A 20,445-nucleotide genomic window follows, 5' to 3' on the forward strand; every position below is an offset into this window, starting at 1 on the left:
GTCGTGCGATGTGTGCTTGGCGAATCGCGCGCAGGTTGAATTTGATGGGGCAGTGCTGTCCGCTTGGCTTGTGGGGATGCCATGGCTTCGTTCACGTTCAATCTGCCGATCTACGCCTTTGATCAATGGTCGGAGGATGCGGAGACCGGGTCGTCCACCAGCTACCAGATCGGCACCAGTTTCACCCTCGACCCGGATGCAGAGCTGACCATCATCGAGATTGAGGATGATGACGGCAATCCGGTCGGGTCGGACGACAACCTGTTCAGCGACGGCTTTATCGACACGCCCGGAGACGGATCGAACCCGTCGACCGGCAACAATGATCAGGAACTGACCGAAGAGATCGAGATCAACGACGAGGATTTTGACGAAGGGTCGCAGGTCGAGCTTGAGTTCGCCTTTACCACCACCACCGGAGAGACGTTCTGGGTCATCCGTATTGATGGCGAGAATGTCGGCATCAGCGGTCCGACCCTGCCGGTGCCTGGCACGACCTATGAGGTGGCCAGCAACAGCGACGGGCAGGAAACGCCGGTCAATGACATTCCATGTTTCACAGACGGTGCCATGGTTGAGACACCTACAGGCCCCGTGCCGATTGAACACCTTGTGGCGGGCGATCTGGTTATGACGGTGGATCATGGGCCGCAGCCGATCCTGTGGGTGGGCGCGCGGACCGTGAGCGATCTGGAGGTCATGTTTTTCCCTGAGCTGCGCCCGATTGAATTTGCGGTGGGCGCCTTTGGGCCTGGCAAGCCCGCGCAGCCCCTGACGCTGTCACCCAATCATCGGGTCGTTTTCAATGGCGTCGCGGCGCAGCTGTATTTTGGCGAAACGGAGGTGCTGGTGGCGGCAAAGTATCTGCAAAACGGCACCACGATTGTGCCGGTGGAGCAGATGAGGCCGGTGTGCTATCGGCACATCCTGCTCGAGCGCCACGAGATCCTGATCGTCAACGGCCTGCCCTGTGAAAGCCTGTGCCCGCGCATCGGGACGTCCGATGTCGAGCAGCGGCTGGATTTCGAATTGTTTGGGAACGCCGGTGTGGATGTCGACACTTTTGCTCGCCCTGTGCTGCGCAAGTTCGAGGCGGCGCTGTTGGGGTGACCTGTGCGCGCCTTAGCTGGTGCGCACCGACACGTGCCACCATTTCGGTTTGCCGCCGGTATAGGAGTGGGCTGTCGGCACGAGGTCTGGCGTCGCGCTATTGTCGAACGTGCCGATAAGAAGTGCGATCACGGGCTCGTCGTCGATGGCTCCCAGCGTACTGCCGCAGGTCGGACAGAAGGCGCGGCTGGACCCGTCGGACGACCGGTACGTAGCGGGTGCGCCGCCGGGGCCGGTCCAGGCCACGGCGTCCGTGGGAAACTCGACCCACACTGTTGTCAGCGCGCCGCTGTGGCGTTGGCACATCTTGCAGGAACAGGTGTGGGGTTTCAGCGCGGGGCCGGTCGCCGTGAACCGGATCGCGCCGCAAAGGCAGCCGCCGGTATGGGTGATAGGGTTTGGCATACTGTCCCTCGGCTGTGTCGTGCTGATAGGTCCGTGTCATTATGTGGGCAGATGATGTCGTGGCGCCAAGTGGGCCATCCTTGGAAATGCACAGGAAACGGGTCGCGTGTGCCGTATGGCTCGCCTAGTTTGACTGTCATGGAACAGAGCACACATACCGCCACTGAGACCGGATACCACTACGGCGTGATGCGCCGCGCCATCGACTTGATCGACGGTGCCGAGGCGCCGCTGAGCCTTGATGCGCTGGCCGCCGAGATGGACATGAGCCCCGCGCATTTTCAGCGCATCTTTTCCCGTTGGGTCGGCGTCTCGCCCAAGCGCTATCAGCAATATCTCGCGCTGGGCCATGCCAAGGCCCTGCTGAACGAACGCTTCACGACGCTTGAGACCGCCCATGCCACGGGCCTCAGCGGGTCCGGGCGGCTGCATGACCTGTTCCTGCGCTGGGAGTCGATGAGCCCCGGTGATTACGCCAAGGGCGGTGCCGGGCTGACCATCTATTGGGGCTGGTTCGACAGTCCTTTTGGCCTCGCACTTGTCATGGGTACGGACAAGGGGATTTGCGGTCTGGGCTTTGCCGCTGAGATGGGCGAGGACTGCGCGATGGAGGACCTGGTGCGCCGCTGGCCCAAGGCCACGTATGTCGAGGACCCCATGCGGCTGCGCCCCTGGGTGTTGGCGGCCTTTGGGGCTGAGGATGCGAAGCTGAACAAGGCGCCTCTTTTTCTGATCGGCGCGCCGTTCCAGATCAAGGTGTGGGAGGCGCTGCTGCAGATCCCGTCCGGCCACGTGACCACCTATTCCGAGATTGCCGAGAGCATCGGAAACCCGCGTGCGGTGCGCGCGGTGGGCACCGCTGTGGGCCGCAACCCGGTCAGCTGGTTGATCCCATGCCACCGGGCGCTGCGCAAGTCCGGGGGACTGGGTGGGTATCACTGGGGATTGCCGGTCAAACGGGCGCTTTTGGCCTACGAATCTGCCCGCGCGGAGGCCTGACACGTGCCTTCACGATACTGCGCGGGATGTTGCTGATCGCATTTTCCCCCTGTTTTCGGGAACTTTTGCTGCCTATCTTGCGTCCACGATAAGGAGACGTGCCCGAACACGTCCCCGTTTTGGAAGGCAGTAGGATAAGAGACATGCTTAAATCCCCCGTCGTTTTCGCCATTGGCGCCATTGCCGCGCTGAGCGCCTGTACAGATCCCAACGCGTTGGGCACCACTGGACCAAGCGGTGAACGCATCAATGAAAATCGCAACCGTGGTGCGGCCATCGGTGCCGCGTCGGGCGCGGTCATCGGCGCCATTGCGGGCAATCGCAACACCGCCGTAGCGGGCGCCGTCGTGGGCGGCCTTGTCGGTGGCGCCATCGGCTATGACCTCGACCAGCAGGAAGCCGAGTTGCGCCGCGAGTTGGCCAGCGGCGTGACCATCACCAACACCGGCGACCGTCTGATCGTGTCCTTCCCCGAGGCGATCCTGTTCGACGTCAACAGCTTTACCGTGCGTCCGGGCCTGACCGCCGATATGGCAGCACTTTCGCGCAGCCTTGATCGCTATCCGGCGTCGACGGTCCAGATCATCGGCCATACCGACAGTGATGGCGATGCCGCGTTCAACCAACAACTGTCCGAGCGTCGCGCCAATGCTGTGGCCGATGTGCTGATCGGGCAGGGCGTGCCGTTCAACCGGATCCAGGCCTTTGGCCGTGGCGAGAGCCAGCCGATTGCCACCAACGCAACAGCGGCGGGCAAGCAGCAGAACCGCCGGGTCGAGATCGTGATCCTGCCGAACCCGGCATAAGGTCAAAAACAGACCAAACGGATATCAGAGGCCCCGGTGCATCGCCGGGGCCTCTTGCTTTGTGGGGGGAACGCGCCATTCTGAGTGGCGGTTAAGAATGAAGGACGGATTATGGCGACGCCAATTTTGCTGGGGATTTCTGGGTCACTTCGTAAGGACGCGACGAACACCAAACTCATACGCGAGGCGGCCCGGCTGTTTGGCGACTGCACCTTCAACGAGGCGGATTTGCGGATGCCACTCTACGACGGTGATCTGGAGGCGTCGGATGGTGTGCCGGAGCCTGCGCAAGTGATGGCCAAGCAAATTGCGGAGGCTGATGCCGTCATTATTTCGACGCCCGAATACAACAAGGCGCCCCCCGGTGTGCTGAAGAACGCGCTGGATTGGGTGAGCCGTGTGGAAGGAAAACCGTGGACGGACAAGCCCGTGGCCGTGATGTCGGCAGCGGCTGGTCGCGCCGGTGGTGAGCGGGCGCAGATGATCCTGCGCGCCTGCATGGTGCCGTTCCGGCCGCGGATATTGCAGGGGCCAGAGATCCATCTGGCCGGGTCCAGCAAGGAATTCGATGCGGACGGGCGGTTGACGGGCGAGATCTATGTCCGAGAGTTGACGGCGCTGATGGAAGCGCTGCGGGCTGAGATTGGCCGCTAGGCCCGTGTGCTGATCTCGATCAGGTTGCCGTCCGGGTCGCGGATGTAGAGCGACAGGATCGAGAACTGCGCGCCTGAGCGTGGCACTGGGCCGTCTTCGATGGGTGTGCCTGTGCTTTTGAAGTGCGCCTGCCAGTCGGGGATCGGTGTGTCTGTCAGAAAGCAGAGATCGGCGCTGCCCTTGGTCGGTTGTGCGGCTTTGGGGTCGAAGGTGTTGTCGGCATGGTGCAGGTTGATCTTTTGCGGACCGAAAGCGAGCGCGTGCCGTGTGGAGCCGTCGGCCACCTGGAAGGGCATATGCGTCATGCCAAGGACGGTTGTGTAGAAAGCTATCGTCGTTTCGATGTCCTGCACCGTCAGGACGAGGTGATCGAGTGATGTGAGCGTGGGCTGTTCCAATTTGCATCCTCCTGCCCCATGGTCCGGTGCATGGACCATGACCCTGAACTTGAGCTTCGTCAAAGCGATGTGATGGACCCTGCGCGGGCCTGCGCAATACAGGTGGCGCTCGGGGGTGAAGCGACATTGCAGGCGGGCGATGCGTTGCCGCCATTTTTTCACCAGTTGTATTTCTGGTCACCCGCACCGCCCGAGGGTCTGGGCCGGGACGGGCATCCCAAGGTGGGGGGCGTGATCCCGGACATGGGCCTGCCCCGCCGGATGTGGGCCGGGGGGCGGTTGCGCTTTCATGTGCCTTTACGGCTTGGCGCGGAGGCCGAGCGGGTGACTGTGTGTGAGAACGCCGTGCGCAAGGCGGGGCGGACGGGGCCGCTGGCGTTTGTCACCCTGCGCCATGAGATCTGGCAGGGTGGGACGCTTTGCGTGTCCGAATGGCAGGATCTGGTTTATCGCGAGGACCCGGATCCGGGTGCGCCGCGTTCGGTGCCGCCGGTGGCGGCAACGGATGAGGAGCAGGCGTTGCAGCTGTCCTTTGATGCGACGCTGCTCTTTCGGTACTCAGCGCTGACGTTCAATGGGCACCGTATTCACTATGACCAGCCCTATGCCCGCGCGGTTGAGGGCTATGACGGGTTGGTGGTGCATGGGCCGCTGTTGGCGCAACATTTGATGCTGATGGCAGAGGCGGCTTTGGGGCCCTTGGAGCGCTTCCGGTTTCGGGCGACGTCGCCGTTGATGCACCATGAGGTGGGCACGTTTTGCCGGAAGGGGCGGAGCCTGTGGGTGCGCGGGCCGGATGGACGGCTGTGCATGGAGGCAGAGGCCTAGAGGGAGGCGTCCACCTCGAACCCTTGTGGGATTGTGTCGCGACCGTCGAGGATCAGGTCGGCCATTGTGTGCGCGACTTTCGGGGCCATGCCGAAGCCGATCTTGAACCCGCCGTTTGCGATGTAGTGACCCGGCCTGTCGGGCCATAGGCCGAGCATGGGTGCGCGGCTGCGGGAGCGGGGGCGGAGGCCCGCCCACCTGGCGATGACTTTGGCATCTTTGAGAGCAGGTACGACGGCGCGGGCGCGGGCGATGATGTCGTCCAGTTGCGCGTCTGTGCTGGTGGGGTCGGCATATTCCCGTTCGGTTGTGGAGCCGATGGCCGTGGTGCCGTCGGTATGCGGGATGATGTGGAGCGTGTCTGCGAAGAGTTGCGGCGCATCGGGGGCGGCAAAGTCAAGCAGGGCGGCTTGGCCTTTGATCCCCGCACCGACCATGCGGGGGTTTTGGGCGTTGAGCGCGTCGAGGCCGGCGACACCAGTGGCGTGGATGGTGATGTCGGTGTCCGGGCCTTGGGTCTGGATGTCTACGCCTTGGGTTTTGAGGGCTGCGGCGAGGGCCTGACAGGCTTGGCGCGGGTGGGTGCGGGCGCTGAGTGTGTCGAAGATTTCCATGCCGGTGGGGCTGTTTGCGGACCATTGAGGGTCCGCGATGGGGCGGACCGTCCATGTGGCGGCGTCGCCCCATAGTGGCTTGGCCGTCTCGCTGCGCTGTTGGGCGAGAGCCAATGCCGTGTCGTCGGCGATGGGCTGGCAGCGGCCTGTGCGCGCGTAGCCGGGGGATTTGCCGCCTGTCGCCTCGACCTCGGCCCAGAAGGGTTCGGCCATGAGCAGGCTTTCCAGTTGGAACTGCTTTTTCGGGTTCCAGTTTTCCGGGACGTGGGGGGCCAGCGCGCCGACAATGCCGCCTGACGCCCCTGCGCTGAGGCCGTTTGGGTCGATCACCTGCACCTTCGCACCACGGCGCGCGAGCACCCATGCGATGGACAGGCCAAAGATGCCTGCGCCGCGGACGGTGATGTCTGCCGTTGCCATTCCAGATGCCTTTCGCCAAGGTCGCCGCGACATCCTTTACAGGGGCGGATGATGCAGGACCAGCGGGCAGAGCTTGAGTGGCGCGAGGGGCGCGTTCCGGTGTCGGTGCGCTTTGACGATCCGTATTTTTCGCTTGAGGACGGGTTGGCCGAGACGCGGCATGTGTTTTTGGCGGGCAATGACCTGCCTGCGCGGTTTGCGCATGGGTTTCATATTGCGGAGCTGGGGTTTGGGACGGGTTTGAACTTTCTGACCGCTTGGGCGGCGTGGCGGGATGCTGGGGTGCCGGGGCGGTTCAGGTTCACCAGTTTCGAGGCGTTTCCGATGGAGGTGTCGGAGATGGAGAAGGCCTTGGCGGCGTTTCCCGAGGTGGCGGAGTTGGCCGGGCATTTGGTCGCTGCGGGCGGTGGGTCGGCGAAGTTCGACGATGCCACGCTGACCGTGATCGAGGGCGACGCGCGGGATACATTGGCGGCTTGGGACGGCAAGGCGGATGCGTGGTTTCTGGATGGGTTTTCGCCTGCGAAGAACCCCGAATTATGGGGCGCGGACCTGGTGGCGGAGGTTGCCGCGCATACGAAGCCCGGTGGCACGGCGGCGACCTATACCGCGGCGGGTTTTGTCCGGCGGGGACTTGAAGACGCGGGGTTCACCGTCACCCGCGTGCCCGGCTTTGGCCGCAAGCGGCACATGACGCGCGCGGTGCTGGGGTGAGCCAGGGCAACAATACGCGGTTGGGCATTGCGCTGATGGTTGCCGTGTCGGTGGTGTTTGCGAGCCAGGACGGGATCTCGCGCCATTTGGCGGCGGAATACAACGTCTTCATGGTGGTGATGATCCGGTACTGGTTCTTCGCTGCCTTTGTCATCAGCGTGGCCGCGCGCAAGGCCGGGGGTCTGCGGGCGGCCGCACGGACGCGGCAACCGGTGGTGCAGGGCCTGCGCGGGCTGCTGTTGGCCGCCGAGATTTGCGTGATGGTTACCGCCTTTACCATTCTGGGATTGGTAGAGAGTCATGCGGTGTTTGCCGCATATCCGCTGATCGTGGCGGCCCTGTCAGGGCCGATATTGGGAGAGCGTGTCGGCTGGCGGCGATGGGCCGCGATCGGGGTCGGCTTTGTGGGCGTGCTGATCATTTTGCAGCCCGGTATGGGGGTGTTCGACCCCGCCGTGGTGATCCCGTTGGCGTCGGCGATCATGTTTGCCATCTACGGCGTGCTGACGCGTTACGTGGCACGCGACGACAGCACGGCGACGAGCTTTTTCTGGACCGGGACGGTAGGGGCCGTGGGCATGACCTGCGTCGGCGTCTGGTTCTGGGAGCCGATGAGCGCTGCCGATTGGTGCTGGATGGGGGCGCTGTGCCTGACGGGGGCGTTGGGGCATTGGCTGCTTATTCGCACCTATGAGGTGGCTGAGGCGAGCGCGGTGCAACCTTTTGCTTACTTCCAGATGGTCTTTGCCGCGTTGGTCGGCATCACCGTCTTTGGTGAGGTGCTGGAAGTGAATGTGATGATCGGTGCGGCCATTATCGTGGCGGCGGGGCTGTTCACGCTATGGCGCGAACGACTGCAGGGTTGAGCCGGTCAGCTCTTCGGAAAACGGGATCGGCAGGGGGTCACCGCCGAGGCGTGCGCGATAGATGGGCAGGCTTTCGGTGACGCGCATAACGTAGTTGCGGGTTTCCCGAAAGGGAATGTGTTCGATCCAGTCGATGACGTCGAAATCCTCGGTCCCACGGCGCGGATCTCCATAGCGCAGCATCCACTGGTCGGGGCGGGAGGGGCCTGCGTTGTAGCCTGCCGACATCAGGATCACGTTGCCGTCAAAACGACCGGCCAGCTGGCTGAGATATGTGGCGCCGAGGCGCGCGTTGTAGACCGGGTCGGTGATGAGACGTGCGGTTGTGTGGTCTGCAGACAGGCCCAGATCGGCGGCGACGTCGCGGCCTGTGCCGGGCATGATCTGCATCAGCCCGCGCGCGCCGACACCCGACTGCACCACGGGATCAAATTCGCTTTCGCGCCGCGCGATGGCGAGGTTCATTTCCGGTGCCATGGGCAGGTCGGCATCTGCGAGGGGATGCAGAGGGTAGTAGGGCCCATGGATCGTGATGCCCCGCCGTGCCACCTGCTTGCCGATCATCACGGCAAGGTGGGGCTGGCCTGCGGCGATGGCCACCTGGCCCAGCCGCCCGGCCGCGTCGCGGTCGAGGGTTTCGGCGAGGTGGGTCCAGAAGCGTTCGGCGAGGGAAAGTTCGCCGGAGGCCTGCAGGAGCAGGCCTGCCTCGAAGAGGTCGCTGTCTGCGAGGGGATTGTCTGGAGTGCTTGCGAAGGTTTCGGAGCCATCGAAGAGCGGATCGGTGGGGAGGTTTGCGCGTTCGGCGGCAAGGAGGCCGTAGAAGGAGGTCTGGTATTGCGCGCCTTCGGTGTAGGCGGCGCGCGCCTCTTCTTCGTTGCCCATCGCCTCGTGCGCGCGTCCGATCCAGTAGCCCGCGCGTCCGCGCGAGATTGGGGAGCGGGTGGCGTTGCGGTGATTCTGGAAGTGACCGAGTGCCACCTCGGGGTCCTGTAGCTGACGCAGGGCGATGTAGCCTGCGAGCCATTCGAGATCGGCATAGGCCGACCCTTCGGTCAGGAAGTGGCGGGCGGCCAGTTGGTATGCCAGCGCAGCGTCGCCGTCGCGCATTTCATCGCGGGCGAGTGCGCGGCGGCGGTTGGACCATTCCTCTGGCTGGCCCAGGGCGTCGGCGGAGCGGGACGTGTCCATGAGCAGCGCCTTGGCGTCATCCCAGCGGCCCTTGCGCACGCGCCATTCAAATCGGGCGTGGGCGAGGCCGGGGTCGTTTTGCTGTGCTTCCGGCACTGCGTCGATCAGGGCGTCGACGTTGTTTGCAAGCGCCCCAAGCCCGATGCGCGCCTGGGCGAGGGCCAGTTGCCCCTTGTCCACGAGGTCGAACATGCGGCGCGCGCTGGGGAGGTCGTTTGACCATAGAAGCGCGTCGAGGCGGGCGGCATGATGGGATTTCAGCAGATCACCATGCGCGTTGAGATAGCGTGCATGTGTTGTGTCCGACATGGGCAGCGTGCGCCACGCGAGGACGAGGTTTGCCTCGGCCTCTCCATCCCGACCGGCGCGGGTGAGGGCTGCGGCGTGGGCCAGAACACCTTCGGGTGTTTGCGCGGCCATCTCTTCGAAGAAAGCGAGAATCGCGGCGTCGGAGGCGTCCGCGACTGCCTCTTCGGAGCGTGCGCGCAGCAGTGCTTCGCCGGGCCAGTCGGGGCGGCGGTCGAGGAAGTCGACCACATCTTGATAGGTGCCGCGACCGGCGCGCAGGCGCTGCCATTCGATGATGTCGGCGGCCACTTCACCGTCGCGGGCGGCAAGGGCTGCGGCAGTGTCCCAGCTGCCGCCGCGCAGCGCCTCCATCGCCCAGCCGAGGGGGCGGGGCCGTTCTGCTGCTGCGGCCACAACGGATGCAAAAAGCAGGGCAAAGGCGAGGGCAATCCGGCTCATCTCTTGCAATTCCCTGCGTCGCGTGGCTAGAGCCTCTGAGAATATGTGCGGACGGTGACAGTTCAACTCACGTTTCCGGGCATATCGCAAATTCACACCAGGCCCTCTGCCTGCCACACGTAAAAAAGGAGCGTGAGAATGTTCAAAGGTTCTATGCCTGCCCTCGTCACGCCGTTTCGTAACGGCGCTTTGGATCTGGAAACGCTCAAGAAACTTGTTGAGTGGCATGTGGGCGAAGGTTCGCACGGGCTAGTGCCTGTGGGCACCACTGGCGAAAGCCCGACCCTGACCCATGAGGAGCACGAGACTGTCATCGAAACGGTTGTGAAAGCCGCCGCGGGCCGCATTCCCGTCATTGCGGGGGCCGGGTCGAACAACACGGTCGAGGCCATTCGGTTCGTCGAGTGCGCTGCGAAGGTGGGTGCGGATGCGGCGTTGGTCGTGACGCCCTACTACAACAAGCCGACACAGCGCGGTCTGATCGCGCATTTCACCGCGCTGCATGATTGTGCCGACATTCCGATCATCATTTACAACATCCCCGGCCGGTCGGTGATCGACATGACGCCTGACACGATGGCGGAGCTTGCCAAACTGCCGCGTATTGTGGGTGTGAAGGATGCGACCGGTGATCTGGCCCGCGTATGCGATCAGCGCTTGGCCTGCGGTCCGGATTTCATCCAGTTGTCGGGTGAGGATGCGACGGCGCATGGGTTCAACGCCCAGGGCGGTATGGGTTGTATTTCCGTCACGGCCAACGCGGCGCCGAAGCTGCTGAGCCAGATGCAGGAGGCGTGTCTCGCCGGTGACTATGCCAAGGCGCTGGAGATCCAGGACAAGGTGATGCCGCTGCATAAGGCGATCTTTACCGAGCCGGGGCTTGTTGGTGCGAAATATGCCATGTCGCGGTTGGGGCTGTGTTCGGACGAGGTGCGCTTGCCGCTGACCGGGCTTGCAGATGAGACCAAGGCCAAGGTTGATGCGGCGTTGGAGTTTGCCGGGCTGATGTAAAAGAGGTGGGCAGATTGCCCACCCTATATGCCGCGTAACCGCAGGTTGGGCAATCTGCCCACCGTTATCACCGTTTGCCGTAGTAGAGGCCGACCACGTGTTCGGCCTCCGCAAAGAACAGCCAGCGCGAGGCCAGAGTGCCTGCGACGTAGCTGACCACGGCCACAAGCGCGATCCAGTGCGAGAAGGGCAGCGCCAGCAGCAAGACCGGCAGCACAACCATCAGCACGAATGAGATCGTCCGCAGCTTCATGCTGTGCTTGCGGCCCACGACGTACGCAAATTCCTTGAGCAGATAGTTGGTGCCTGTATGCGGCGGCTCGAACGCGCGGACGCTGCCGTTTGTGCCGAGGCCCGTTGCGGTTGCGAGCGTCGTGCCCGAACCTTTGAGCGCGCCATCGCCTTGCATCCATAGCACCACCTGGATGACGCCCGATATGGCGATGAGGGCCATGGCCCACGTGACCTGGCCAGCGAGCAACGCGCCGCCTGCAAGCGAAAAGCTGAGGAACATGGCGGGGGTGAGGGGTGAGTTCCAGCGCGGGATGGTTTTGAGCTGGGCGTAGATCATGGACGTCGTGAAGACGGTCATGAGTGAGAAGAACGACCCGATGACACCAAGAAGACCCCAGCGCTGGCCGAAGAACACCAGCCCTGCGCCATAGAGCGCCATGAGGATCAGGGCGACGACCGCACAGATGCCCTCGCGGCTGAGCCAGGACGATTGCCACTGGGTGAACGCTTTGAATGCGCGTTCCGGGTGGCCCAAGTGGAAGGTGGAGGAGATCAGCCCGCCGACCGCGCAGAGATAGCCGATGACGAAGAACGCGAAGGCAGACCAACCGGTGACCGCCGGGTAGCCGAGGCCGAGGAAGGTCAGGAGGCCAAAGCCGATGCCGGAAAAGACCGTGAAGAAAATAACGGAGGGTGCGGGATGCATCAGAGTTTCTCCAACGTCTTGTCGAGCCAGCCGAGGAAGCCAGTGGCTTCTTGTGCGACGGGTTCGAGGTAGGGGGCAAGGATGTCGATGTCGCCCGCGCCCTCGGACAGCGTGTCCTTGGGACGGGGCGGCAGGTACTTGTTCACGGGCTTGGTGCCCTGTTCGGGCATCAGGTCCATGCCGCCGCGTTCGGCGGTGAGTTTCGACACATTACTTTCGGGGTCCGCGAAGTCACCGAAGTGGCGCGCACCTGCGGGGCAGGTCCGCACGCAGGCGGGTTCGCGGTCTTCCTCGGGCAGGTTTTCGTTATAGATGCGGTCCACGCAGAGGGTGCATTTTTTCATCACCTTTTCCACCGCGTCCATTTCCCGCGCGCCATAGGGGCAGGCCCAGGCGCAGAGGCCACAGCCGATGCAGTCCGACTCATTCACCAGTACGATGCCGTCTTCGGTGCGCTTGTAGCTGGCGCCCGTCGGGCAGACCGTGACGCAGGGCGCGTCCTCGCAATGCAGGCAGGATTTGGGGAAGTGGATGAGTTGTGCTTCGCCTTGGCTTGGTTGCACCTCGTAGCTGTGGACGCGGTTGAGGAACGTGCCGGAAGGGTCGCTGCCATACGCATCCGTGTCTGCCAGCGGTGCGCCGTAGTTTTCGGTGTTCCAGCCTTTGCACGAGATCACGCAGGCGTGGCAGCCGACACAAGTATCCAGGTCGATGACGAGGCCGAGTTTGCGTTCGGTGGATTGGGGTAGGGTGGTCATGCGGTGGTCCTCACTGAGAGGGCAGGACTGGGGCTCTGCCCCAGACCCCGGGATTTTTTCGAAACAGGGAAGGCTGGACGGTCGTGCTTCATGCCGATGGGTTCGGCTTTTGACGCGTCCCAGTTGGCGATGAAGTAGATGAACGTACCCACGGCGATGATAACGAAAGCCGCGATGGCGAGGAGGGTGCGCTGGATGGGGGTCATTTGCCGACCTTCCATGCCAGCTGCATTGGCCCTTTGCCCACCGGGGATTTGATCGGCCCCATCGCGGGTTGGCTTTCGCTGGGTGCGTCGGCCTTTTCGATGCGGACCTTGAGGTCGAACCACGCCGCCTGCCCCGTGATCGGGTCGGAGTTGGCCCAGCGGAGCCCGTCGCCCTTTGGTGGGAGCAGCTCGTGGATCAGGTGGTTCAGCAGGAAGCCCTTGGTCGCTTCTGGCGCGTTTTCGTCGAGCGCCCAGGCGCCTTTGCGCTTGCCGATCGCGTTCCAGGTCCAGACCGTGTTTTCATTGAGTGCGGCCATTTCGAGAACCGGCACGGTGATTTCGCCGTGGGGCGATGTGACTTTGGCCCAGTCGCCGTCGCTGAGGCTGTTTTCCCGCATCAGCTTGGTCGGCAGGTAGAGCGGGTTGTGGCCGTGGAGTTGCCGCAGCCATGCGTTCTGGCTGCCCCAGGAGTGGTACATCGCCATGGGGCGCTGGGTGAGTGCTGTGATCGGGTAGTCGTCGCAGTGGTTGTCGGGTGACGGGTCGTACCAGATCGGCAGCGGATCCATCGTTGCCTTGATCCGCTCGCGCAGGTGATCCGGGGGCTGGCGGTCGCCATGCCCTTCGGCTGCGAGTTGGAAGCGGCGCATGGGTTCCACGTAGAGCGTGAAGAGATAGGGTTGTGGGCTGTCGAAGAGGCCCATGCCCACGGCCCAGTCCTGGTACGCACTGTTCCAAGGTTTGTAGTAAAGCGCTTCGTCCGGGATATGCCCGACCCAGAAGCCGCCATTTTCGATGTAGTTGTCGAGTTGGCTTTCGTTGATGCCGCCACGCCCGTTTACCAGGCCATCCTCGCCCATGCGCCAACCGGCGAGGGGGCCGATGCCCGGTTTGCGTTCGTGGTTGACGATGTAGTCGCCGTAGTCGGCATATTTCTGGCTGCCGTCGTCATTGGTGAAGCCGGGCAGGCCGAGTTTGGCGCCGAGCTCGCAGAGCACCGATTGGAAGCCGCGCACGTCGCGGTCGGGTTCGATCACTGGCCAGCGGATGGCGTCGGCGGCAGCGTCGGCCTCGCAAATGGGGCGGTCGAGCAGTGAGATGCAGTCGTGCCGTTCGAGGTAGGTTGTGTCGGGCAGGATCAGGTCGGCATAGGCGACCATTTCTGAGCTATACGCATCCGAATAGATGATGCGCGGAATAACGTAGTCGCCGTTGTCGTCCTTGTCGGTCAGCATGTCGATCACACCGCGCGTGTTCATGGACGAGTTCCACGACATGTTCGCCATGTACATGAACAGCGTGTCGATCTTGTAAGGATCGCCCGCATAGGCGTTCGAGATCACCATGTGCATCAGCCCGTGGGCGGACATGGGATTTTCCCAGCTGAACGCCTTGTCGATGCGGGCCGGGGTGCCGTCTTCCTTCAGGGCCAGATCATCAGGGCCGTGGACAAAGCCCAGGTGCGGGCCATCAAGAGGTTTGTCGGGCGTGGTGCCGCAGTGCGGTTTCGGGTGCGCCGTGGCGGGTTTCGGGTAGGGCGGTTTGAAGCGGAACCCGCCGGGAACTTCGACCGTGCCCAGCAGGATTTGTAGCACGTGAAGCGCGCGGCAGGTCTGGAAGCCGTTGGCGTGGGCCGAAATCCCGCGCATGGAGTGGAAGGAGACGGGGCGGCCTTGCATTGTCTTGTGCGTTTCGCCGCGGAAGTCGGTCCATTCCTGTTGCAGCTCGAACGCTCCGTCGAAGGCGACGCGGGCGATTTCGGCGGCCAGCGTGCGGATGCGTTTGGCGGAGATGCCGACGCGGTCTGCGACGGCCTCGGGCGCGTACTCGTCCGACAGGTAGCGTTCGGCCATATGCTGCATGACCGTGCGGTGGCTAATGCCTGCGTGGCGGTGGGTGGCGGTGAGGTCGGGTTTGACGCCTTTCTGGTCGAAGGGGGTCAGCTTGCCTGTGGCGCGGTCGATCACCAGTTCCTTGCCGTTGTCGTCGCGCAGGAGGAGGCCGAACTCCGGCGACTTCTCGTCGCCGTTGATCAGGCAGGGCGCGTTGGTGAATTGCGCCAGGTAGTTCACGTCGATCTTGCCCGCTTTCATCAGGCAGTGGACGAGGGACAGGATGAACAAGCCATCAGTGCCGGGGGTGATGCCGACCCAGTCATCGGCCACCGCGTTGTAGCCTGTGCGGATCGGGTTCACGCCGATAACGCGCGCGCCGCGTGCCTTGATCTTGCCGATGCCCATCTTGATCGGGTTGCTGTCGTGGTCTTCGGCCACGCCGAACAGCATGAAGAGCTTGGTGTGATCCCAATCGGGCTGGCCGAATTCCCAGAACGCTCCCCCCATCGTGTAGATGCCAGCGGCGGCCATGTTGACAGAGCAGAAACCGCCATGGGCCGCATAGTTGGGGGTGCCGAAATTCTGGGCAAAGAAGCTGGTGAAGCTTTGCGACTGGTCGCGGCCTGTGAAGAAGGCCAGCTTCGAGGGGTCGTCCTTGCGGATCGGGGCCAGCCAGTCGGTTGCGATCTGTAGCGCCTCGTCCCACTCGATTTCCTGGAATTCGCCAGAGCCGCGTTCGCCCACGCGCTTGAGCGGCTTGCGCAGGCGCGAGGGGGCGTTGACCTGCATGATGCCTGCCGATCCTTTGGCGCAGAGCACGCCCTGGTTCACCGGGTGGTCGCGGTTGCCCTCGATATAGGCGACCTTGCCGTCCTTCATATGCACGTTGATCCCGCAACGGCAGGCGCACATGTAGCAGGTGGTTTTGCGCACCTCGTCCGAGACATGGGGCGAGGTATTGATCTTAGGTTGCTGGAACGTCATCTGGCCTCCCGTTTGCCTGTTTGTCAGGCTAAATAGTAAATCCCCGCAAGTATCAGCGCTGCGATGAACAGGGTTTCGGTGACAAGCAGCGCAATTGCGGCCCCTCCGACCGCGAGCACCCGCTTGAGGTTTGTTTTCATGCCGACCGCCGCGATCGCGATCAGGAGCATCCAGCGCGAGGCCTGGCTCATCAGATCGGTGACCGGGGTCGGGATCAGATTGAACGAATTGAGTGTCGCGAGCGCCAGGAAGCCGATCACGAAGAGCGGCAGGAGCGGCGGACGTGCGCCGTCCTCGGGCGCTTCGGCGAAGGAGCGGATGAGGAGCGCGGCGATCAGGACCACAGGGGCCAGCATCGACACGCGGATCAGCTTGACCAGGGTCGCGGTGTCGCCTGCTTCCTCCGAGATGGAGAAGCCCGCGCCGACCACTTGAGCGACGTCATGGATGGTGGCGCCGAGGAAGATACCGCCCGACATGTCGTCCATGCCGAGTTGGGTGACGAGGATCGGGTAAGCGACCATGGCGATGGTCGACAGGACGGTGACGCCCAGCACGGTGAAGATCAGCCGCTGTTCGGAGCGTTCGTCCTTGGGCAGGATGGCACTGATCGCAAGCGCGGCCGATGCGCCGCAGATGGCGACCGAGCCTGCGGTGAGGAAGGCGAACCGCCAGCCGTGGCCGAAGAAGCGCGCGATGAGCAGGCCGAAGCCGATGGTGGCGGCAACCCCGCCGATGACGAGCGCGACCAATTCGAGGCCCAGCCCCGCCATCAGTTCGAATGAGATACGCACGCCCAGAAACGCGATGCCAAGGCGCAGGATGGTACGGGCGGCAAAGGCGATGCCCTCCACCGTCTTGCCCTCGTCCCCGAGGAACGCGACGGCAATGCCCAGCAACAGCGCCATAAGCATCGCGGGTGTATCGTAGTGATCCGCCAGGAACTGCGCTGTTATCGCGACGATGATCGCGACCAGAACGCCGGGGAAGAGCACGCGGACGCGGTCGGGCAGGTCCTGAAAGAACGAGTTGGGGTTGCCGGTCGCCGTCATTGTGCGGCACCCGTCATCAATGCGCGCGCGTCTGTTGCGATTTGGCGTTCTTCGTCGGCTTTGACCACGTGTACAGGCACGTCGCCGAAAAGGTGCAGGTGCTCCATGATGCGGGTGCGGATAGGCACTGCGTTCTCACCGATGCCGCCGGTGAAGGCCACGGCGTCGAGACCGCCCATCGCGACGATGGCCGAGCCTGCATGACGGGCGGCCCAGTAGCAGAAATGCTCGACTGCCAATTTCGCGCGGTCCGTATCGGCGCCGAGCAGCAGGCGCATGTCATTGCTGCCGCCAAGTCCTTTGAGCCCGCTTTCGTGGTTGAGCATGTGGGCCGCTTCGTCCGCGCCGTAAATCTCGGCCAGCCGCAAAACAGCCATGCCGTCGATCGCGCCGGAGCGGGTGCCCATGGTCAGCCCATCAAGCGGGGAGTATCCCATGGAGGTGGCAACTGAGACGCCTTTTTGGATCGCGCAGAGTGACGCGCCGGAGCCGAGATGGAAGGCGAGCAGGCGGTTGGGCAGGTCAGAGCCGAATTGCGTGACGATCCATGCGTAGCTGAGGCCGTGGAAGCCATAGCGGCGAATGCCCATGGAGCGTGGCTCTTTCGGGAGGGCATAGGTCGTCGCGACCTCGGGCTGGTTCGCATGGAATGCCGTGCCGAAGCTGGCATATTGCGGCAGTTCGGGCGCGAGCGTTTGCAGCGCGCGGATGCCTGCGAGGTTGTTGGGGTTGTGCAGGGGCGCCAGAGGCGTGGCCGCTTCGATCCCTGCAATCACCGTGTCGTCCACCGCCACCGGGTCGACCAGTGATGTGCCACCATGCACCACGCGGTGCGCTGCCGCCGTCAGTTGATCCGGGGTGATCCCCTGCCGCGTGAGGCTGTCGAGGATTGTCGTCAGCGCCGCGTCATGGTCGGGTGCTGTGACGTTCTGATCTTCTTCGCCCAGTTTCAGATGAGCCAATGCGCCGCCAATGCCGCTCACTTGCCCTGCCATCACTTCTGTCAGATCGGGCTGAAACAGCGCGACCTTGATGGAGGAGGAGCCTGCGTTGACGACCAGGATCATGCGGCGGCCATGATGGCCCCAAGGGCCACGGACGACAGGCGCGCCGCAGGTGGGTCGGCGCGCGAGGTCAGAAGGATCGGGACCTTGGCCCCCATGACGATGCCGCCTGCGCAGCCACCGGCCAAGTAGACAAAGGATTTGAAGAGTGCGTTGCCGGACACGATGTCGGGCACGATGATCGCGTCGGCTTTGCCCGCGACCGGGTCGTCGGTCATCTTCTTGGTCGCCACGGATTTAGGCGACATGATCAGGTCAAAGGCGAGGGGGCCGGAGAAATCGGCATCGGCGATGTTTTCGATGGCCCAATCGCGCAGAGCGCGTCCATCCATGGACGAGGGCACGCTTTCAATGGCGGATTCGGTTGCTGACAGGAAGGCGACCTTGGGCCGGGCATTGCCCAGCTTGTGCAGCAATTTGACCACCTCGGCCGTCGCGTCCTGGCGCGTGGCCATGTCGGGGGTCACGTTCACGGCAGCGTCCGAGATGGTGATCGAGCCGGTGCCGTCCGGCGTGGTGATGTGGAAGATGTGGACAAAGCGGCGGCCCGTGCGCAGGCCCGCATCGCGGGACACGGCAGCGCGCATGAACGCATCCGTATGGAGTTGGCCCTTCATCAGCACATCGGCGCGGCCCTCACCGCAGGCCAGTGCGGCGGCGGCGCCCGAGGCTGCTTCGCCCTCGGCTTCGATCAATTCGAAGCCTGAGATGTCCCAGTTCAGCTTCTCTGCTTCTGCCTCGATCATATGACGCTCACCGGTGAAGACCGGGATCATCATGTTGGCTTCGGTTGCTTCCTTGGCTGCCAGCATCGGCAGGGGCGCACCGGCGCGGGCAATCGCCACGCGGGGGCTGGCCGCTTTTTGCGCCATCTCGATGATGTGCGGGGGCGCGATGGCCTCGGCGTCGGACAGGAAGGATTGTGGCAAGAGGCCGCCTTTCAGAAATGAAAAAGAGGGGACGGGCGTGTGCCCATCCCCTCGGGTCTTGTGAGGTTACGCAGCGGTCTGCGGAACCATGTCGTCTTTGGAGATGCCAGCCACCTGGACTGGCTTCTTCATCGCGTCGCGGCGGAATGGATCGCCCAGTTCCTGGTTGATCATCGCTTCGATCAGGGTCGTAATGCCGTTTTCCATCTGATCCTTGATCGCCTGGTTCAGCGCGGCGGTCAGTTCCTCTTGGGTCCGGGCAACGACACCTTTCAGGCCACATGCGTTGGCGATGCCTGCATAGGACACCTGCTCGTCCAGCTCGGTGCCAACGAAGTTGTCGTCGAACCACAGGGTCGAGTTCCGCTTTTCCGCACCCCACTGATAGTTGCGGAAGACGATCTGCGTGATGGCAGGCCATTCGCCGCGACCGATGGCGGTCAACTCGTTCACCGCGATGCCAAATGCGCCATCACCGGCGAAACCGACAACCGGCACGTCGGGTTGACCGATCTTCGCACCCACGATGGCGGGCAGGCCGTAGCCGCAGGGGCCGAACAGGCCGGGTGCCAGATATTTCCGGCCTTCCTCGAAGGAGGGATAGGCGTTGCCGATGGCGCAGTTGTTGCCGATGTCGGAGGAGATGATCGCCTCGACCGGCAGCGCCGCTTGGATGGCGCGCCATGCCATGCGGGGCGACATCCAGTCTGGTTTCGCGGCACGTGCACGCTCGTTCCAGTTGGTGCCGGGATCGTCCTGCTCTTCGTTCATGGACGTCAGTTCTTGAGCCCATGCCGATTTGGTCTGAGCGATCTTGTCTTTGCGTGCCTCGCGGCCTGCGTCGCCAGCGTCATCGGACAGTTGAGCGATGATGCCGTTGGCCACTTTGGCGGCGTCGCCCACGATGCCCACGGTGACTTTCTTGGTCAGACCGATGCGGTCGGGGTTGATGTCGACCTGGATGATTTTCGCGTCTGTTGGCCAGTAGTCGATGCCGTAGCCGGGAAGGGTCGAGAACGGGTTGAGGCGCGTGCCGAGGCACAGAACCACGTCCGCTTCGGAGATCAGCTGCATGCCTGCTTTGGAGCCGTTATAGCCCAGCGGGCCAGCAAACAGCGGGTGGTTGCCGGGGAAGGCGTCGTTGTGTTGGTAGCCCACGCAAACCGGCGCTGTCAGGCGCTCGGCCAGTTCCTGCGATGCGGCCAGACCACCTTGGGACAGGACCACGCCTGCGCCGTTCAGGATGACGGGGTTTTTGGCTTCCGACAGGATTTTCGCTGCTTCGGCCACCGAGTTCTGGCCGCCAGGGGAGGCTTCGAATTCGATCGGCTCGGGGATTTCGATGTCGATAACTTGCGTCCAGAAGTCACGCGGGATGTTCAGTTGGGCCGGGCCCGACAGGCGTTTGGCCTGGCTGATGACGCGGGTCAAAACCTCGGCCACGCGGGACGGGTCGCGGACCTCTTCCTGATAGGCGACCATGTCTTCGAACAGCTTCATCTGCTCGACTTCTTGGAAGCCACCTTGACCAATCGTTTTGTTGGCGGCCTGCGGGGTAACCAAAAGCAAAGGAGTGTGGTTCCAGTACGCCGTCTTGACCGCAGTCACGAAGTTGGTGATGCCGGGGCCGTTTTGCGCGATCATCATCGACATTTTGCCGGTGGCACGCGTGAAGCCGTCGGCCATCATGCCGGCGGAACCTTCATGGGCGCAGTCCCAGAACTGGATACCGGCATCAGGGAAGATGTCGGAAATCGGCATCATGGCCGAGCCGATAATGCCAAATGCGTGCTCAATGCCATGCCGCTGCAGGCATTTCACAAAGGCTTCTTCGGTGGTCATTTTCATGGGGCAGTCTCCAATAGAGGCAGGGGCGTCGAATCGCCCCGGAATGTTGTGCACGACGATAGTGGCGTG

Annotated in this window: 20 protein-coding genes; 8 read left to right on the forward strand and 12 right to left on the reverse strand. The window is 63.4% G+C overall.

The genetic code is table 11. The features are described from left to right. The first annotated feature begins 81 nt into the window (after positions 1 to 81). Positions 82 to 1,110 (forward strand): Hint domain-containing protein, encoded by a 1,029-nt coding sequence (locus FD715_RS12920; RefSeq protein WP_147110265.1) that lies wholly within the window; start codon positions 82 to 84, stop codon positions 1,108 to 1,110. A gap of 12 nt (positions 1,111 to 1,122) precedes the next feature. Here the strand turns inward: FD715_RS12920 and FD715_RS12925 are convergent, their stop codons facing one another. Further along, a complete protein-coding gene (locus tag FD715_RS12925) occupies positions 1,123 to 1,515 on the reverse strand; it encodes a GFA family protein (protein ID WP_147110267.1) in 393 nt (130 codons plus the stop codon). A gap of 138 nt (positions 1,516 to 1,653) precedes the next feature. Between FD715_RS12925 and FD715_RS12930 the strand changes: the two genes are divergently transcribed. The 3 genes from FD715_RS12930 to FD715_RS12940 all read left to right on the forward strand — a co-directional run bounded on the left by FD715_RS12930 (position 1,654) and on the right by FD715_RS12940 (position 3,974). Further along, complete coding sequence (locus FD715_RS12930) at positions 1,654 to 2,514, forward strand: bifunctional helix-turn-helix domain-containing protein/methylated-DNA--[protein]-cysteine S-methyltransferase (protein WP_147110269.1); 861 nt, start codon at positions 1,654 to 1,656, stop codon at positions 2,512 to 2,514. 143 nt (positions 2,515 to 2,657) lie between these two features. Next, entirely contained in the window at positions 2,658 to 3,320 is a 663-nt protein-coding gene (locus tag FD715_RS12935) for an OmpA family protein (RefSeq protein ID WP_147110271.1), read from the forward strand. 111 nt (positions 3,321 to 3,431) lie between these two features. Then, a complete protein-coding gene (locus tag FD715_RS12940; protein ID WP_147110273.1) occupies positions 3,432 to 3,974 on the forward strand; it encodes an NADPH-dependent FMN reductase in 543 nt (180 codons plus the stop codon). On the opposite strand, the gene FD715_RS12945 is transcribed toward FD715_RS12940, so the two are convergent. After that, positions 3,971 to 4,372: a VOC family protein gene (locus FD715_RS12945; RefSeq protein ID WP_223274870.1), complete on the reverse strand. Its 402-nt coding sequence runs from the start codon at positions 4,370 to 4,372 to the stop codon at positions 3,971 to 3,973. The genes FD715_RS12940 and FD715_RS12945 overlap by 4 nt on opposite strands. Positions 4,373 to 4,402: 30 nt before the next feature. Between FD715_RS12945 and FD715_RS12950 the strand changes: the two genes are divergently transcribed. Then, positions 4,403 to 5,200, forward strand: a complete 798-nt coding sequence (locus FD715_RS12950; protein WP_147110277.1) for an acyl dehydratase — start codon at positions 4,403 to 4,405, stop codon at positions 5,198 to 5,200. Here the strand turns inward: FD715_RS12950 and FD715_RS12955 are convergent. Further along, positions 5,197 to 6,234 (reverse strand): FAD-binding oxidoreductase, encoded by a 1,038-nt coding sequence (locus FD715_RS12955; protein ID WP_147110279.1) that lies wholly within the window; start codon positions 6,232 to 6,234, stop codon positions 5,197 to 5,199. The genes FD715_RS12950 and FD715_RS12955 overlap by 4 nt on opposite strands. A 51-nt stretch (positions 6,235 to 6,285) precedes the next feature. Between FD715_RS12955 and mnmD the strand changes: the two genes are divergently transcribed. Continuing rightward, the gene (gene mnmD / locus FD715_RS12960; RefSeq protein WP_147110858.1) at positions 6,286 to 6,948 is read left to right on the forward strand and encodes a tRNA (5-methylaminomethyl-2-thiouridine)(34)-methyltransferase MnmD; all 663 of its coding nucleotides are present in this window, start codon (positions 6,286 to 6,288) and stop codon (positions 6,946 to 6,948) included. Further along, positions 6,945 to 7,814: a DMT family transporter gene (locus tag FD715_RS12965; RefSeq protein WP_255450650.1), complete on the forward strand. Its 870-nt coding sequence runs from the start codon at positions 6,945 to 6,947 to the stop codon at positions 7,812 to 7,814. The genes mnmD and FD715_RS12965 overlap by 4 nt, the downstream gene beginning before the upstream one ends. On the opposite strand, the gene FD715_RS12970 is transcribed toward FD715_RS12965, so the two are convergent. Continuing rightward, positions 7,788 to 9,749, reverse strand: coding sequence for a lytic transglycosylase domain-containing protein (locus tag FD715_RS12970; protein WP_147110281.1), 1,962 nt, complete (start codon positions 9,747 to 9,749; stop codon positions 7,788 to 7,790). The two genes, FD715_RS12965 and FD715_RS12970, sit on opposite strands and share 27 nt — an antisense overlap. A 138-nt stretch (positions 9,750 to 9,887) precedes the next feature. Between FD715_RS12970 and dapA the strand changes: the two genes are divergently transcribed. After that, complete coding sequence (gene dapA, locus FD715_RS12975) at positions 9,888 to 10,760, forward strand: 4-hydroxy-tetrahydrodipicolinate synthase (protein ID WP_147110283.1); 873 nt, start codon at positions 9,888 to 9,890, stop codon at positions 10,758 to 10,760. Positions 10,761 to 10,827: 67 nt separating this feature from the next. Here dapA and FD715_RS12980 read toward each other — a convergent pair whose 3' ends face one another. The 8 genes from FD715_RS12980 to xsc all read right to left on the reverse strand — a co-directional run bounded on the left by FD715_RS12980 (position 10,828) and on the right by xsc (position 20,376). Beyond that, positions 10,828 to 11,700 carry a DmsC/YnfH family molybdoenzyme membrane anchor subunit gene (locus tag FD715_RS12980; protein WP_147110285.1) on the reverse strand — a complete coding sequence of 291 codons (873 nt, stop codon included), beginning with the start codon at positions 11,698 to 11,700 and terminating at the stop codon, positions 10,828 to 10,830. Then, the gene (locus FD715_RS12985) at positions 11,700 to 12,458 is read right to left on the reverse strand and encodes a 4Fe-4S dicluster domain-containing protein (protein ID WP_147110286.1); all 759 of its coding nucleotides are present in this window, start codon (positions 12,456 to 12,458) and stop codon (positions 11,700 to 11,702) included. The genes FD715_RS12980 and FD715_RS12985 overlap by 1 nt, the downstream gene beginning before the upstream one ends. Then, on the reverse strand, positions 12,455 to 12,664 hold the full coding sequence (locus FD715_RS12990) for a hypothetical protein (protein ID WP_189799488.1): 210 nt from the start codon (positions 12,662 to 12,664) through the stop codon (positions 12,455 to 12,457). The genes FD715_RS12985 and FD715_RS12990 overlap by 4 nt, the downstream gene beginning before the upstream one ends. Beyond that, on the reverse strand, positions 12,661 to 15,483 hold the full coding sequence (locus tag FD715_RS12995; protein ID WP_147110290.1) for a molybdopterin oxidoreductase family protein: 2,823 nt from the start codon (positions 15,481 to 15,483) through the stop codon (positions 12,661 to 12,663). Before FD715_RS12995 ends, FD715_RS12990 begins: the two co-directional genes overlap by 4 nt. A gap of 23 nt (positions 15,484 to 15,506) precedes the next feature. Further along, positions 15,507 to 16,535, reverse strand: a complete 1,029-nt coding sequence (locus tag FD715_RS13000) for a YeiH family protein (protein ID WP_147110292.1) — start codon at positions 16,533 to 16,535, stop codon at positions 15,507 to 15,509. Then, the gene (locus tag FD715_RS13005; protein ID WP_147110294.1) at positions 16,532 to 17,602 is read right to left on the reverse strand and encodes an acetate/propionate family kinase; all 1,071 of its coding nucleotides are present in this window, start codon (positions 17,600 to 17,602) and stop codon (positions 16,532 to 16,534) included. The genes FD715_RS13000 and FD715_RS13005 overlap by 4 nt, the downstream gene beginning before the upstream one ends. Next, positions 17,599 to 18,528: a phosphate acyltransferase gene (locus FD715_RS13010; protein WP_223274871.1), complete on the reverse strand. Its 930-nt coding sequence runs from the start codon at positions 18,526 to 18,528 to the stop codon at positions 17,599 to 17,601. Before FD715_RS13010 ends, FD715_RS13005 begins: the two co-directional genes overlap by 4 nt. Positions 18,529 to 18,594: 66 nt before the next feature. Continuing rightward, positions 18,595 to 20,376, reverse strand: a complete 1,782-nt coding sequence (xsc, locus tag FD715_RS13015; protein ID WP_147110296.1) for a sulfoacetaldehyde acetyltransferase — start codon at positions 20,374 to 20,376, stop codon at positions 18,595 to 18,597. Positions 20,377 to 20,445 lie beyond the last annotated feature (69 nt).

Source organism: Tateyamaria sp. syn59 (assembly GCF_007995245.1).
GTDB lineage: Bacteria > Pseudomonadota > Alphaproteobacteria > Rhodobacterales > Rhodobacteraceae > Tateyamaria.